Genomic DNA, 16,390 nt, shown 5'->3' on the forward strand with positions numbered 1-16,390 from the left:
AGCATTATGACGATCAAATATTTATTATACGGCTCATTGTTAGCTATGAGTGTGAGTTGTTCGGATATCCTGAATAAAAAGGATTTATCTGCTGTGACAGACGACCAGGTTTGGGGAGATGCCAAATATGCAACAGCTTACCTGAACAGGTTGTATGAAAAGAATCTGCCCAAATGGGAAGGAGAGCAAGATAGGGATGGAGATGGTGCTAATTCTATTTTTTATTCATCTTATTCGGATGAATCCGATGGCGGCGGCGGTGTGATGTACGGTCAGTTAACGACAGCTTCAAGCGATTATTGGTATTATGAAGATATTCGTAATATTAATATGTTATTTGAAAAACTGGAGAATAATGAGGCTATAGACACGGAGACCTGTACAAACCTGAAAGCTCAGGCTTCTATCCTTCGCGCCTGGCGTTATTTCTGTATGGTGCGTGTGTATGGCGGTGTCCCTATGTTGTTGTTACCACAGAAACTGACTGATGACTTACTGGTGTCACGTAATAAAACGTCTGAGTGTATCGATATTATCATCAAGGACCTGGATTATGCTTATGAAAATCTTCCCTGGAGTTGGACTGGTGATGATTTGGGACGGGCAACCAAAGCTGCAGCATTGGCTTTGAAAGGACGTGTTTTATTGTATTATGCCAGCCCTCAGTTCAATCCTGATAACCTGACGGATCGTTGGGAGGTAGCATATAAGGTCAATAAACAGGCAAAAGAAGAACTGGAAGCGAATGGCTACGGATTATATGCCGATTATGAAAAGATATGGTATGATGAAATGAACAGAGAAGTTATCTGGGGACGCAGATACCAGGAACCGGGGGCTACGAACAAATGGAATGCAGCGACCCGTCCTTTGTCTGAGGCACAAAATTATACAGGAGCGAATCATCCGACTTTGGAGATGGTAGAGTCATATCCAATGATAACAGGTGTTCCTATCACTGAATCTACCGATTATGATCCTGTTTTATATTGGAAGAACAGAGATCCGCGTTTCAATATGACTATCGCTTACAATAGCTGTACTTGGGAATTGAGTGGTAAAGCAGGCAGAAAACAATGGACGTATGTGGGGGCTGAATTGAATAATCCCACAGCAACAGGTTTTTATTGTAGAAAGGCTGTTGAGACAAGCTATACCTCTTATTATACAGAAAGAAGTAGTACAGACTGGATCGAGATTCGGCATGCTGAGGTGTTGCTGAACTATGCAGAATGTGCAGCTATGCTGGGTAAGACGGATGAGGCCTATGATGTATTGAAAGCGATCAGGGCAAGAGCCGGTATACTTGCAGGTGATAATGGCATGTATGGATTAAAGCCGGAGTTATCGTCAGGGCAAATGATTGATGCAATCATGCTGGAGAGGAAGTTAGAACTATCTTTTGAGGGTAAACGTTATTGGGATTTGCGCCGCCGTCGGTTGTTTGAGGCTGAGTTGAATGGGAAAGTACGTCATGGTGTCCTGCCAAAACTAAATATACCGGAAGAAGAATTTAATAAGATAAAGGATACGGCTGATTTTGAGAATAATTATGCTACTTACTTCAGAGACTCGCTGGTTATCCTGGATAAGAACTTTACGATTGATTTTAAAGACAATTATTATTTCTATGCGATACCTAACAAGTATCTGGAAACGAACTCCAAAATGGAGCAGACGCAAGGCTGGAGCGGTGGAACGTTCAATCCGTTAGATTAATTTTATAATTACAGAAGGCAGAACCCTGTGATTCTGCCTTCTTTTAAATGAGATATATGAGAAGATATTTTGTAGCAATCTGTACTCTTTGCATTTTGAGTGCATGTAATAATTCTCCTCAAAACAAAGGAGGAGTCGAATGGAAAGAAGAGGTAGCAGGCGTGTGGAATGTTTCTGTCGGTACTCCTGAGAAGATTAACCTGCTGAGTGAATTGAATATTAGTCCCAAGTTCGATGCTATCAGGAAAATGGGAGAAGCCTCCCTGCCTGTCTCCCAAGAGGATATCAGTTTTGAAGTGGTCGATGGGAAAACCTATATCCGTTTCCCTCTGGAAAAGGATGAGAAGATATTCGGTTTGGGCCTGAATTTTAAAACGGTTGAACAGAGAGGACGGATCATGCGTCTGCATGTAGATCATTATACCGGAAAAGATGATGGACGTACACACACTCCGGTTCCATTTTTTGTTTCTTCTAGGGGATATGGTGCCTTTATCAATTCAGCCAGATACATAGATACATGGGTAGGTACGAGTGTGAGGAAAGACAGCAAGAACCCACCAGTCGTAAGAGACCGGAATACAGACAAGAATTGGGAAGCCCAGCCGTATTCGGATAATCTGGAGTTTCTGATTCCGGCAGAAGGAGTAGAAGTTGTCCTGTTTGCCGGACCGACGATGTTGGATGTAGTTCGTCGTTTTAATTTGTATAACGGTGGCGGTGCATTACCTCCGAGATGGGGACTTGGCTTTTGGCATCGTGTACCTTCTTTATTCTCCGATAAGGAAGTGAATGAAGAAGTTGCTCAATTTGAAAAACGAGGTTTCCCGTTGAGTGTAGTCGGACTTGAACCTGGTTGGATGAGCCGCTCCTATCCATGCACTTACGAATGGGATAGAGTTCGTTTCCCGGATCCGGATCACTTTGTGAAAAATCTGAATGACCAGTATATAAAAACGAATGTATGGATCAATCCTTATGTATCACCAGATGGTGAACTGTACGATAAAATCGAACCCTATACCGGATCGCATACGGTGTGGTGCGGGATTGTCCCCGATTATTCGATGCCCGCAGCACAGAAGATCATGGTGGAGCATTTTGAGAAACATCAGTTGGATAAAGGCATTAGCGGATATAAGATGGATGAAAATGACGGTTATGATTTCTGGCTTTGGCCGGATGTTGCCTCTTTTCCATCCGGTATGCCGGCAGAACAGATGCGTCAGATATATGGTTCCCTGATGCAAAGTGTTACAATGGACATGTTCCGTAAACGTAATACGCGAACTTATGGATTAGTCCGTGCTGGGAATGCAGGGACGAGTTCGTACCCTTATGTCATTTATAACGATTATTATGCTCATCGTGATTTTATAACAGCACTGATAAACAGTTCTTTCATCGGTGTTCTTTGGACGCCCGAGGTTAGATCTTCCGGGACGGGAGAGGAGTGGTTAAGACGGATGCAGACCGTTTGTTTTTCTCCTGTAGCTCAATTGGATGCCTGGGCGGACGGAACAAAGCCCTGGAGTTTTCCGGAAGTGGAAAAAGAAGTACGTGAGATTGCGCAGTTACGTATGCAGTTGATCCCTTATCTCTATACAGCTTTTGCCGATTACACCTTTGAAGGAACTCCTCCCATGCGTGCCATGAATCTGGAAGAAGGCTACCAAGCGGATACCCAAACAGAAAAGGGGGTATTGGATGCGACAGCTAATCCGTATGCGATGGCTGTTAAGCGGGAGGTTAAAGACCAGTTTATGGTAGGTCCGAGTTTACTTGTCGCTCCTTTGTTTGCCGGTGAGAAAGAACGCCAGGTGATCCTTCCGCAAGGTAAGTGGTATGATTTCTATACCGGTGAGTTTGCAGGGGAAGGGGAGGTGATAACGGTCTCTCCTGGCTTGTCAAAGATCCCTGTATATGTGAAAGAAGGGGGAATCATTCCTCTATGGCCTGCTGTGACAAAAGTGAAGGATGAGAAACTTCCGCTGGAAGTTCGTCACTATGGTAAAACTTCCTCTTCTTATAATTTATATGATGATGATGGAAAGACATTCGATTATGAAAAAGGAGATTTCTCTCGTATTGTATTGAAAGTGGATGTAAATACGAATGGCGATAAAACAGGAAAAGCTATTATTCCTGAAGGGACGAAAGTCTGGTCGTTCAGTGATTATAATTTTCGTTTTATGACTGGTAAATAAAATAATAGTTCAAAATAAAACCGAAGCGTTTATATCCAGGATTTGGAATACAGTAAAAACTGTACCCTAAATCCTGGATTTTGCAAAATAATGCTCGTATTTTGTGAAGACTTATGCTGGGTTTGTTTCCTATTTTTACCATTTCAATGTTTGAAAATCTAATATCACTTAAAATGAACAATAGTATATCTAAGTTTTTAGTAATTGCATTGCTTTTGTTAAATGTAAATCAGATAGTAAAAGCGAAGGTCGTAGACGCAGTATCTGGTGCTACCCCGGTAAAATTGAAAATAGAGGCGAATGCCGATAAACAATTGGTGCTGGATGTCTCTTATGAGGAAAATTCAGTTATTCGGGAAGCTCCTTTAGGTTTGAATGTCGATCACCGTCAGCTGGGAAAAGACGTTCAGCTGCTTAACAAGGAAAAAAAGGAAAATAATACGCTTGTTTATCAGTTACAGCAAGCCGACGGAAGCCTTTTTTATCTGGATGCCCGGATATTTCCTGATGGTATTGCCTTGCGTTACCGTATTCCGGTAGAAGGTCCTGCCTGTATTTATGGAGAGGAAACTTCATTTATCTTTCCGTCAAAAACTAAGACCTGGTATGCCAGCGGTCCTTTCCAGTATGGCTGGCTGCAACAATATCAGGAACGGGAGACCGATCATATCACTGGTGAATTGCTGGCACCGCCTGCCACTTTTCATTTACCGAATGGAGTTTATGCAGCGATCACGGAAGCGAATCTGTTCAATTATCACGGAGCGGTACTATTTGGAACAGCTCCGAACCGTGTACAATTTGGCTATGTAGAAAATAAAGGGCATGTGGAAACTGGAATAATAACCGGTCTTCCGCCTACGAAATACTGGCATGAAGAAGTACGTGATACGCCATGGATTGTTTCTCCGAAAGACCAGAGTAAAGAAATTGTAACCCCCTGGCGTATACTTATGTTGGCAAAAGATTTGAATGGCTTGGTGAATAACCGGATTATTGAACAGGTATCCGACCAACCGGATAAAACACTTTTCCCTGACGGGGCGAAGACTGACTGGATCAAACCGGGCAGAGCAACATTCACTTGGTTGGTGGAAGGTAATGACCGGCTGAGTGTAGCCAATCATAAAAAATATGTGGACGGATGTGCTGAACTGGGAATCGAGTCTGTTGTTGTGGATGATGGCTGGGAGTTGTGGCAACAAACGGAAAAAGACGCAAACGGTCGGACCAAGTGGGAGATGTTGAAGGAACTGGTGGATTATGCAGGGAAAAAGAATGTAGATATCTGGGTATGGCGTTCCTCGTCTCCTCGGTTTGGAAATAAATCTGATGTGGGTTTGGTCGATGCAGAGGAGCGTGCCGACTTTATGAAGAAGTGTGCGGAAGTAGGGGTGAAAGGGTTGAAAATAGACTTTTTCCATACAGAGAATGCTTTTACGGTCAATCTGATGGAGGATATTCTGAAAGCTGCAGCCAAAGAAAAATTGATGGTTATCTTTCATGGTGTGAATAAGCCGACAGGCGATTCGTATACCTACCCGAACTTGCTGGCGAAAGAAGCTGTAAGAGGACTGGAGTGTGTGGGCGGAGAGAACAGCTGGGCTCCGGGTCCGCCCTGGCCTTATCATAATACGGTATTGCCATTTACCCGCTGGCTGGTTGGGCCGGCTGATTATACACCGATGAATTTTCGTGCTTTTTGTCATCCATCCGTGACCTTTGGACATCAGTTGTCGTCAATTTATATGTTCACTTCTCCGATGTTGATCTTTGCGGCAGATATGGAAGATATGCTGTCGTGTCCGGGTAGATCGTTTATAGAAAGTGTGCTGGTAACCTGGGATGAAACGATCGTATTGCCGGAAAGTGAGATCGGACAGTTGGCTGCTCTGGCCCGGAGAAAGGGAGATGTCTGGTATCTGACCGTTCTTAACGGAGAGACTACCAGGACGTTTGATGCAAAGTTGGACTTCTTGCCTAAAGGTAAATATAAGATAGAAATAGCTTCGGATACTCCCGGTAATCGGAAACAGATCGAGGTGAAGAAAAGTAAAATACACTCCGGACAGCGAATAAAGGAAGAATTGATGTCGGGGGGAGGTTTTGTGGCACGCATCTCCATGCAAAAATAATAAGGTATTATAATAATGAATGTATATACAATATTCCAAAGATCCCGATTGGGAACATCTATGTTTAGATCGTGTATTCTGAAGGCTATTTTGGGGTGTATAGTTGTTTCTATGATTTCAATCTCTCCCCTATCTAGTCAGCAGAGAATGGATAAAATGTGGGGTGAGCAGCAAGCGAAGGCGACAAATGTAACAAATGTACGCGGACATCTTTTCGAATGGGGAAATTACGCCATGTTTATCCATTGGGGGCTTTTCTCTCATTTGGGGAATAAATGGCAGGGAAAAACCTATTATGGAATCGGAGAGTGGATGATGGATGTAAATATGGCGAATGCAGATAAAAATGAATATAAAGCAGTAGCCCGAGAGTTCAATCCCTCGCAATTCGATGCCATGAAGATTGCCCGGTTGGCGAAAGATGCCGGAATGAAGTATATTATCATTACAAGTAAACACCATGACGGTTTTGCCATGTTCGATTCACAATGCGATGAGTTCAATATTGTAGATGCGACTCCCTTTGGCCGCGATCCGATGAAGGAATTGGCTGATGCCTGTAAGCAGTTGGGATTGGGCTTTGGGTTTTATTATTCCCACAATCAAGATTGGACTACTCCCGGAGCTTCCGGCGCATCGCGTGTGGATGCAAAAGGAAATCCGAAAACATTTGATGATTATTTCCATGAGAAGTGTCTTCCGCAAGTGGAGGAAATAACAAAGAACTATGGAGATATAGAACTCATCTGGTTTGATACGCCGGGAGGTATTCCTCAGAAGTATGCCGAAAAATTGGTGGAGGTCGTTCATAAGAACCAACCTGGTGCACTGGTTTCCGGTCGTATAGGTTATAATCTGGGGGATTATCAGACGTTGGGTGATATGGAAGTCCCTTTGGAAAACATAGACGGTCTGTGGGAAAGTGTGGATGTGACGAACGATGCATGGGGATATGCCTGGTACGATCAGAATTGGAAAACTCCTAAACAGATCCTGATGTATCTGATATCCACAATAGCACGTGGAGGAACCTATATGATGAATATTGGTCCTGATGGACTGGGAAATGTTCCGGACTATGCGGAACAGACGCTTCTTTCATCCGGCAAATGGATCGGAAAGTATCCGCAAATGATTTACGGTGCCGATCCGTCTCCTTGGAAACATGCCTTACCTTGGGGAGATGTAGTCTGCCAAGATAATAAACTTTATCTGGCAGTATATGACTGGCCTGCGACTGGCAAATTATATATTCCCGGCCTTAAATCGGAAATAATATCTGCTGACATTATCGGTGAAAAGAAGCCGCATAAGGTAAAGATTTCGAAAGAAAGCTCATGGACAGTACTGGATATTCCTCATAAAGCACCGGACCCGATGATCTCTATTATCGAACTGACAATAAAAGGGGACATTGTAGTGGATAACACAATTGCTCCAGACCCTGAAACCGGTATAGAAGAGCTCTCTGTGAAATTTGCATCTGCTAAGGATTGTACGATACGAAAAGAAAGTTGGATGGAGAAATTCGGAGAGTGGAAGCATGTTTATTGTGTGAGTGATCTGTTTAAAGATGGCAATGTTACTTGGGAAATAGAAGTTAAAGATCCTGGGATATATCATGTTGATTTGAAAGTAAAGGGTAATGGGCGTCAGGTATGGGAGATCAGTACGGATGAAGGTCTCCGGATACAGAATCAGCAAGGCTCTTCCTCTATTTACGGATTTAAGCCTGTTGGTTGGATACGTTTTGATAAACCGGGTAAACATACTGTTTCTGTTCGATTATTAGAAGGCAACCGTCAAGATGTTAGTTTATCCGCGGTCAAAATAAAGCCTGTACGATTCTGATTGAAAACAAGGTTCTGTAAACAATAATAGTCCACCGAATAGGCAGTTATTTGCTATTTTCTAAGGAAACATGATAATTTATATTTGCGTTGGATAATAAAGCACTACTATATTTATGAAACGAAATCTATTTATCATTCTTTGTTGTACAGTTTCGACCATGTTATCGGCGCAACATCAGGATTGCCGATTGTGGTATGACAAGCCGGCAAAAGATTGGAACGAAGCTTTACCCGTCGGGAACGGTCGTTTGGGAGCGATGGTGTATGGCGATTACCGCCGCGAAACCATTCAGTTGAATGAAGAAAGCCTATGGGCCGGAGCTAAGAGTGACGCCAATGCAGAGTCTGCCGCTAAACTACCCGAAATACAACAATTGCTGTTAAATGGAGAGATCGGAAAGGCGGTGGAACTGTCGGAGAAATACATGAAAAGCGATCCGTTGCGTATTCGTTCTTATCAATCGTTTGGTAATATTTATATAGACTTATTGACCGGCAGCGTCAATCCGGCTGTTTCCGGCTACAAGCGGGAATTGGATCTGGAGACCGGCATCACCTCTGTCTCCTATGCGTTAAGCCAGGTGACTTATAAACGTGAAGTGTTCGTCTCTGCTGAAAATGATGTTGTCGTTATTCGTTTGTCGGCTGACAGGCCGGGGGCTTTGACGTTCCGGTTGCATTATGACAGGGAACAGGATGCTACAGCTTATCCGGTTTCGGCCAACGAGTTGGAGATAAAGGGGCAGATTGTAGATTTGCCGGAAGCGGAAACAGGTGCAATCGGTCCACATATGCGTTTTGCCGGCCGGATTGCCGGGTTTCATAAAGGCGGACAACTGATGACACTGAATAATGGGTTTTATGTGGAAAAAGCCGATGAGGTTGTCTTTTTCCTGACGGCGGCTACAGACTATAATCTGTCGCAACTGGATGTTGACCGGGAAATCAATCCGTCGGAAACTTGCCAACGTATCCTTGCTCGGTTGGGTAAGGATTCTTATGAAAAGATTAAACAAACACATATAACAGAGCATAGTAGTCTGTTCAACCGGGTGACGTTCAACATGGGGGAATCTTCCGTATTGCCGACCGACCGCCGGTTGGAACGGGTGAAGAACGGAGAAACCGATCTTTCTCTTATTACTCTTTATTTCCAGTACGGACGTTATCTGCTGATGAATTCCTCCCGGACACCGGGTGTACTTCCGGCCAATTTGCAAGGATTGTGGAACGAAGATATGTATGCTGCCTGGAGTTCCGATTTCCATACGAATATTAATATTCAGATGAACTACTGGCCGGCTGAAGTATGCAATCTGTCGGAGACGGTAGAACCTTTTTCAAATTTCATCAACGCGCTTCGGGTACCGGGTAGGGTAACAGCTCGCAAAACCTATAATGCCAAGGGCTGGACGATGAATCACCTGACCGATCCTTTCGGCCGAACAGCTATTGCCGATGGAGTAGGATGGGGAACATTCCCGATAGCAGGTGCCTGGTTGGTTTTGCATCAATGGGAACATTTCCTTTTCAGCAACGATAAGGAATATCTGAAGAACGAAGCTTATCCGGCCATGATGGAAGCGGCTGAATTTATCATGGATTATTTGGTGGAAGATAAGAACGGCTATCTGGTGACGGCTCCTTCCAATTCACCGGAAAACAGATACAAGTTGCCCAATGGCGAGCATTATATGCTGACCTATGGCGCAACGATGGATATCGAGATTATATACGAGTTGTTCAATGCTTGTCTGAAGGCCGGCAAAGTGATAGGCTCCGATCCGAAAACCGACAAACAGCTTTCCGCGACCTTGCGTAAACTGCCTCCTATACGGGTGAGCAAACGTTATCAGACCATTCAGGAATGGATTGAAGATTACGAAGAAGTAGAACCGGGTCACCGCCATATTTCGCATCTCTTTGGTCTTTATCCCGGTACTTCGATCAATTCGAACAAGAAAGAGTTGTATGAGGCTGCCCGGAAAACCATAGAACGTCGTCGCTTCTACAATGAGAACGAATCGAACCGGCAAGGTTCTTATACCGGCTGGAGTCGTGCCTGGATGATTAATTTCTACGCTCGTTTGCAAGATGGGGAAGAGGCCGGCAATAATGTACAGATGTTGCTGAGCAAAACTACTCAAAATAATTTGTTCAATATTCATCCGCCTTTCCAGATTGACGGTAATTTCGGAGGTACGGCAGGCATTGCCGAAATGTTGTTGCAAAGTCATAACGGAGAAATTCATCTGCTGCCTGCATTGCCTGCCTGCTGGAAAACAGGAGAGATACGTGGCCTGCGTGCACGTGGAGGATATACGGTAGATATGCAGTGGAAAGAAGGAAAACTGGTTTCTGCCCGGATCTATTCGGACAAACCACAAAAGGTGAGCGTCCGTTATGGTGATAAGGTGAAGAAATTACAGGTTGCTGACGGAACAAATGTAATAATGAATTAAAGAATGGCCGGCAAAAGGTCTTTTATCTTATGAAAACATATTTGAAACTTTTTATGCTCCTTCTTTTGGGAGGTTTCCCTTGGGGAATGATGCAAGCTACGCCTTATAATATTGCCCCGAAAGCCCGTGCGTCGGCTTCCTCTTCCGTGGATGCCGGTCGTGATGCAAGCAAGGCAATCGACGGAGTGATACGGGTATTGGATAAAGGCGAATGGGTATCCAAGAGTACTGAAACTTTCTGGGGGCAGATCGATTATCCATGGATACAACTGGACTGGGAACGTCCCGTGAATATCAATAAAATCATTTTGTATGATCGTCCGGTTATGGAGTCGCATATTGCCGGAGGCGTATTGCGTTTCAGCGACGGCAGTAAGATCAATGTCTGGGGTATGGACAACGATGGAACACCCAAAGAGATTGAGTTTGAATCGAGACAGGTCGAATGGGTACGGTTTGAGGTGACCGATGCCGCCGGTACTCAGGTAGGACTTTCAGAGATCGAGGTCTTTCCTTCCCCTGATGATTATACGGACTACGTATCCTGGGTCAATCCTTATACCGAGACTGCCCGGGGACGATACTTCTTCTTTATCACCGGAAATCAACCTTATGGGATGATAGGGGCTGCACCGCTGACCAGAAATAAAAATCAATACGGCGGCGGATATAATTATAATTCGACGGAAGTGCTGGGTTTCCCACAGATCCATTGCTGGATGCTTTCCGGGTTGACGGTAATGCCGGTTACGGGAGATGTAGACCCGACAGGCGGCGAACAACTCTGGAAATCCTCTTTCCTGCATCAGGGAGAGATTGTTCAACCGGGTTATCACAGGTTGTTTCTGGATAAATATAAAATGTGGGTGGAACAAACGGCTACCGACCGTGTCAGCTTCTACCGTTTCACCTATACGGAAGACAATCCGGCTGATATCCTGCTGAATCTGGGTGGTTATGTCGGCACTTCCACAATGGTAAACGCCCATGTGAATAAGAAAGGGAACAACAGTGTAGAAGGTTATTTCGATACCACCGGACGGTTGTGGGGAGGGCCTGATGTAGTCCGTATCTATTTTGCCGTGACGTTCGATACTCCTTTCAAGGCTTTGGACGGTTGGGTAGACCAACAGCGGCTTACGGATATAAACGAGTTGCAGGGGACGAAAGAGAGCACTCCAAGAAACCGGGGAATGAGTTATCATGATGCCCCTACTTCTGGCGTGAAGGCAAATTATCAGGTACAGGCAGGTGAACAATTGCAGATGAAGGTCGCTATATCGTATGTCAGTACGGACAATGCCTGGGAGAACCTGGAGCAGGACTGCAACCACTGGAACTTTGACCAGGTACGGCAGAACTCACAACAGGAATGGAATGAATGGCTGGGCCGTATCGATGTGAAAGGAGGAAGCCACAACCAGAAGATGAAGTTCTATACCGATCTATGGCATTCCTTGTTGGGAAGACATAAACTCGACGATTATAATGGTGAATATCCCGATTATACGGACGGAACCCGGTCGGGAGCACAGACGAAAAATATCCGTTTTCATGTGCGGCAACTGGAAAAGGACAAACAGGGAAAAGTGAAACATCATATGTACAACTCCGATGCCTTCTGGTTGACTCAATGGAACCTGAATACGCTTTGGGGACTGGCTTATCCTTCCGTACTGGATGATTTTGCAGCTTCCCTGCTCGAGTACGATGTAAATGGCAACCTGCTTCCCCGTGGTCCTTGTGCCGGCGGCTATTCTTATATCATGTCGGGATGTCCGGCTACATCCCTTATAACGAGTGCTTTCCAGAAAGGGCTTGTGAAGAAGTGGAATCCGCAGAATGCTTTCCGCGCTATGAAACGGAATCACTCCAAAGGAGGTATGCTGGCGTTGGATATGGATAAGGAACTGGACTTTTATGTCCGCAACGGATATTGTCCCGGAAATGCAGGACTGACGATCCAGTGGGCTTTTGAGGATTGGGCTTTGTCTGAAATGGCTGCTAAAATGGGAAAGAAAGGGGATGCCGATTATTTCCGTAAACGGGCAACCGGATGGCCGGCTTCCTTCAACAAGGATTTGGGATTGATTCTACCGAAGAAGGCCGACGGGGAATGGCTTCATACCGACCCATTGAGCGGTAACGGATACGTCGAAGCGAATGCCTGGCAGGCTACTTTCGGGATCTCGCATGCAATCCCTGTTCTGGCGAAGATGATGGGGGGTAATGACAGCCTTTGCAATAAATTGGATTATGCTTTCAGGGGATCGGAAGATACCGATTTTGTGTATGGATATGGTAGTGGCTATGTCAGCTATGCGAACCAGCCGGGATGTTCGAACGCCCATGTCTTTTCGCATGCCGGAAAACCCTGGTTGACACAATATTGGGTGCGCCGGGTGAAGGAGCAGGCCTATGGAGCAATTGGCCCCGATAGAGGATATGGCGGACATGATGAGGATCAGGGCCAGATGGGTGGTGTAAGCTCTTTGATGGCGATCGGATTGTTTGCTCTGGATGGCGGTTCTTCCCGTGATCCGCAATATGACATAACCAGTCCGGTATTTGATGAGGTTACCATTTCGCTGGATGCTGATTATTATAAGGGAAAGTCTTTCAAGATAAAGACGTATAACAATTCGGCAACCAATTGTTATATCCAACGTGCACAGCTTAACGGAAAGGAATATAATTCTTTTCAGATTCCTCATACCGTCTTTTCGGATGGAGGAGTATTGGAATTATGGCTGGGCGATACTCCCAATGAAGCTTGGGGCAAATAAAATGTTCTATGTAACCTATATAGTCTCCGGAGATATTTTAAGTATCTTTGGGGACTTATATATATTCTAACTTTTAACTACCATGAAAAAGACTCTTTCTTTATTTCTCCTTATGGGAGGATTTTTCTTCTCTGCTTGGGACGCAAGTGCCCAAAATACAATTTCTTTGCCTGAGATGGATCTGTCTCTGGCTTATCAACAGTACGGATCACCTATGAAGAATGCAGCCGTTACCGGTGAGAAACTGGCGGTGGCCGGTGAACAGTTTGGACAAGGGATCGGTGTGCAGTCAAATAGTAAGATAAAACTGAGCCTGCGAAAGAACACCGGGCAATTCACCTGCAAGGTTGGTGTAAACGACCATTCGTTGGATTATAAAAAAGAAGATTTCAGCAAGATACCGATGACGGACGGGACGATGCTGTTTTACCGTACCGACGGTACCGGAGGGAAGAAGCAGTTTGTTGGAGTCGGTTCCGGGGACGGCTCTTTTGATAAAGGAAGTGTTGTTTTCCGTTTGGTAGGTGACGGGAAGGAAATATATAACAGCGGAATGGTTCGCGGAGGAGAGAAAGCCCGTGAGATCTCACTCGATGTATCCGGAATAGATGTATTGGAGTTGATTGTGGATGATGGTGGCGATGGCGTCAGCGGAGACCATGCCGACTGGATCGATCCTGTTTTCTCTTATAACGAAATCAAACCTTCGCTGGTAAATGCCGATTATAAGGGAGCCGTTGAGACAATGCCTGCTGAAATAGAAAGGACATTGCGAAGTAAGATTGCCACTTTACCGGCGATCGATCTGCCGGTGGCACGTCCCCAAACAGACTGGTTGCTCGATGCCAAAGGCATACAAGCCGGCGTGTATCAAACACATAACGGAAAAGACATTGTCCTTTCCAACGGCCTGGTAAGTCGTATATTCCGTATCTATCCGAATCTCGCTACCGTCGATCTGATCAATCAGATGACAGGCGAAAGTATGCTCCGTGCCGTTAGTAATGAAGGAGTTTTGAAGATCGATGATAAGATTTATACGCTCGGCGGTCTCGACGGACAATTCGAGTATGGTTATACACAATATAAATGGATAGACAGTTTAACTATTCTACCGAATTCTTTCCGTGTGACCGGATTTGATATTACGGAGTTGACACCCCGTATTCAATGGCCTGGCAAACGCTGGTCGCTTGTTAAACCCGGAGAAACATCCGGCAAAGTACTTTCTTTCTACCTGGAAGGGCCGGATTATCTGAAAGGTGTCAAAGTCAAATTGAATTATGCCTTGTATGACGGCCTTCCCTGTATCAGCAAATGGTTTGAGATCGATAATAAAACTGGAATGCAGATAACGCTGGATGAGTTTACCCTTGAACAGTTGGCTATGGCTGAACCCGAATCTCCGGTAGAAGCGAAAAGGCCGGAGCAGTTCCTTAAACCGAATATCCATGTGGAAAGCGACTGGGCCTTCCTCGGTTTTACCGAACGGGAAGCGGAACGGACGGAAAACTGGAGCGTGGATCCTCGTTATACTTCTCAATGTAATTATCCCTTGTTGACACCGTGCCTGTTGGAAGTAAAATTGCCTATGGGGCCTGATGAAGATATTCCTGACGGTGGTAAATTTGAAAGCTTCCGTACCTGGCTGATGCCTTTCGATAGCGACGACCGTGAGCGGAAAGGCCTTTTCCAGAAACGGATGTATCGGAAGATCGCTCCCTGGACAACCGAGAACCCGATCTTCCTGCATTGTGTCTCTTCCGATCCGAAGGTGGTGAAAACGGCGATCGACCAATGTGCCGAAACCGGTTACGAAATGGTGATCCTCAGCTTCGGTTCAGGCATGAATATGGAGGATGAAAGTGAAGCGAATATTGCCAAATTCAAAGAATTTACCGAATATGCCAATTCCAAAGGAATAGAACTTGGCGGTTATTCCCTGCTGTCCAGCCGGTGGATCAGTGATGAAGTGGATGTAATCAATCCGGAGACAGGAAAACGGGGAGGTATGATCTTCGGAAGTTCCCCCTGTCTGTCCAGTGAATGGGGATACGATTATTTCCGCAAGATACGCGGCTTCTTTGAAAAGACCGGAATGACTGTTTTCGAGAACGATGGCTCTTATCCGGGGAATGTCTGCGCCTCTACCACGCATGCACATCACAAGGGGTTGAAAGACTCCCAATGGAAACAACGTAAACAAATAGTCGACCTCTACCAGTGGATGTGTGAAACCGGTATTTATACCAACATCCCCGATTGCGGTTATATGCTGAATGGCGGATCGAAAGTCGGTATCGGTTACCGTGAGGTAAACTGGTCGCTTCCCCGCGAACGTCAGTTGGTGCTGGGACGTCAGGTGATGTATGATGGTTTGTGGGAACGTCTTCCGGGCATGTGTTGGACATTCGTCCCGCTTACCCAATACCACGGAGGTGGAGCGGCCGCTACCTTGGAACCTCTGAAAGATCATATCCCCGACTATAAAGCCCACATGATCCAGAATTACGGAGCCGGCGTACAGGCTTGTTACCGTGGCCCCCGTCTATATGACACCCCGGAAACAAAAGCGGCCGTAGTCGAGGTGATCGACTGGTATAAGAAATACCGTAATATCCTCAACAGCGAACTGATCCACCTGCGCCGTGCCGACGGACGCGATTGGGACGGCTTTATGCATGTGAACCCGGACGAAAAAGAAAAAGGGTTTGCCTTGTTGTTCAACCCGACCGACCGGGCTATCACCCGTACGATCCGGCTTTCGCTTTATTACACTGGTATCTCCGATGTAGCGAAGATCAGGGAAAAAGAGAATGCTCCGGTTGCCTATAAACTGAATCGCGATTATACGATAGATATTACGGTGACTATTCCTGCTCGTGGAAATACCTGGCTGGTGATAGAGAAATAAAAAGGTTCTTTTACTTCAGTATTGTTTAATATAACTATCACACTATCATTCATGGCTTGATATCTGTTGAATAACAATGTGTATGAGCTGTGATAGTTGGTGTGATAGTTCATATTATTTAAAGGATGGTTTGTCTTTATTTTGAGCATCCAGCTTTATGTAAAATAGATCAATAAACGTATTTTAAAGTTAAGCAGGCGTATACTCTATTTGTGTAAAAAGTATTTTATATCAGCTTGTTATTTGAATATTAAGATGGGAACTCGTTGTAACCTTTCTTAAATAAGTGATTTAGTCCGATAAGAACTCTTTCA

The 16,390-nt window shown here is 45.0% G+C and carries 7 protein-coding genes; all 7 read left to right on the top strand.

Features of this window, described 5'->3' with window-relative positions:
* Positions 1-6: 6 nt before the first annotated feature.
* The 7 genes from HMPREF1536_RS09480 to HMPREF1536_RS09510 all read left to right on the top strand — a co-directional run bounded on the left by HMPREF1536_RS09480 (position 7) and on the right by HMPREF1536_RS09510 (position 16,076).
* Entirely contained in the window at positions 7-1,719 is a 1,713-nt protein-coding gene (locus tag HMPREF1536_RS09480; protein ID WP_028730139.1) for a RagB/SusD family nutrient uptake outer membrane protein, read from the top strand.
* A gap of 56 nt (positions 1,720-1,775) precedes the next feature.
* Complete coding sequence (locus HMPREF1536_RS09485) at positions 1,776-3,926, top strand: TIM-barrel domain-containing protein (protein ID WP_028730140.1); 2,151 nt, start codon at positions 1,776-1,778, stop codon at positions 3,924-3,926.
* A 173-nt stretch (positions 3,927-4,099) separates the two neighbouring features.
* A complete protein-coding gene (locus HMPREF1536_RS09490) occupies positions 4,100-6,061 on the top strand; it encodes a glycoside hydrolase family 97 protein (RefSeq protein WP_028730141.1) in 1,962 nt (653 codons plus the stop codon).
* A 147-nt stretch (positions 6,062-6,208) separates the two neighbouring features.
* The gene (locus tag HMPREF1536_RS09495) at positions 6,209-7,912 is read left to right on the top strand and encodes an alpha-L-fucosidase (RefSeq protein ID WP_081693437.1); all 1,704 of its coding nucleotides are present in this window, start codon (positions 6,209-6,211) and stop codon (positions 7,910-7,912) included.
* Between the two features lie 115 nt (positions 7,913-8,027).
* Positions 8,028-10,376, top strand: coding sequence for a glycoside hydrolase family 95 protein (locus HMPREF1536_RS09500; protein ID WP_198293292.1), 2,349 nt, complete (start codon positions 8,028-8,030; stop codon positions 10,374-10,376).
* Positions 10,377-10,429: 53 nt separating this feature from the next.
* Positions 10,430-13,162 carry a GH92 family glycosyl hydrolase gene (locus tag HMPREF1536_RS09505; RefSeq protein WP_374938056.1) on the top strand — a complete coding sequence of 911 codons (2,733 nt, stop codon included), beginning with the start codon at positions 10,430-10,432 and terminating at the stop codon, positions 13,160-13,162.
* Positions 13,163-13,244: 82 nt separating this feature from the next.
* Positions 13,245-16,076 carry an NPCBM/NEW2 domain-containing protein gene (locus tag HMPREF1536_RS09510; RefSeq protein WP_028730144.1) on the top strand — a complete coding sequence of 944 codons (2,832 nt, stop codon included), beginning with the start codon at positions 13,245-13,247 and terminating at the stop codon, positions 16,074-16,076.
* The last annotated feature ends 314 nt before the right edge of the window (positions 16,077-16,390 follow it).

The sequence above is a fragment of the Parabacteroides gordonii MS-1 = DSM 23371 genome (assembly GCF_000969825.1).
Lineage (GTDB): Bacteria > Bacteroidota > Bacteroidia > Bacteroidales > Tannerellaceae > Parabacteroides > Parabacteroides gordonii.

What these genes read in the sequence shown, in the direction of transcription:
- HMPREF1536_RS09480 (WP_028730139.1), top strand. Translation starts at nt 7, where the DNA reads ATGACGATCAAATATTTATTATACGGCTCATTGTTAGCTATGAGTGTG.
- HMPREF1536_RS09485 (WP_028730140.1), top strand. Translation starts at nt 1,776, where the DNA reads ATGAGAAGATATTTTGTAGCAATCTGTACTCTTTGCATTTTGAGTGCA.
- HMPREF1536_RS09490 (WP_028730141.1), top strand. Translation starts at nt 4,100, where the DNA reads ATGAACAATAGTATATCTAAGTTTTTAGTAATTGCATTGCTTTTGTTA.
- HMPREF1536_RS09495 (WP_081693437.1), top strand. Translation starts at nt 6,209, where the DNA reads ATGGATAAAATGTGGGGTGAGCAGCAAGCGAAGGCGACAAATGTAACA.
- HMPREF1536_RS09500 (WP_198293292.1), top strand. Translation starts at nt 8,028, where the DNA reads ATGAAACGAAATCTATTTATCATTCTTTGTTGTACAGTTTCGACCATG.
- HMPREF1536_RS09505 (WP_374938056.1), top strand. Translation starts at nt 10,430, where the DNA reads ATGCTCCTTCTTTTGGGAGGTTTCCCTTGGGGAATGATGCAAGCTACG.
- HMPREF1536_RS09510 (WP_028730144.1), top strand. Translation starts at nt 13,245, where the DNA reads ATGAAAAAGACTCTTTCTTTATTTCTCCTTATGGGAGGATTTTTCTTC.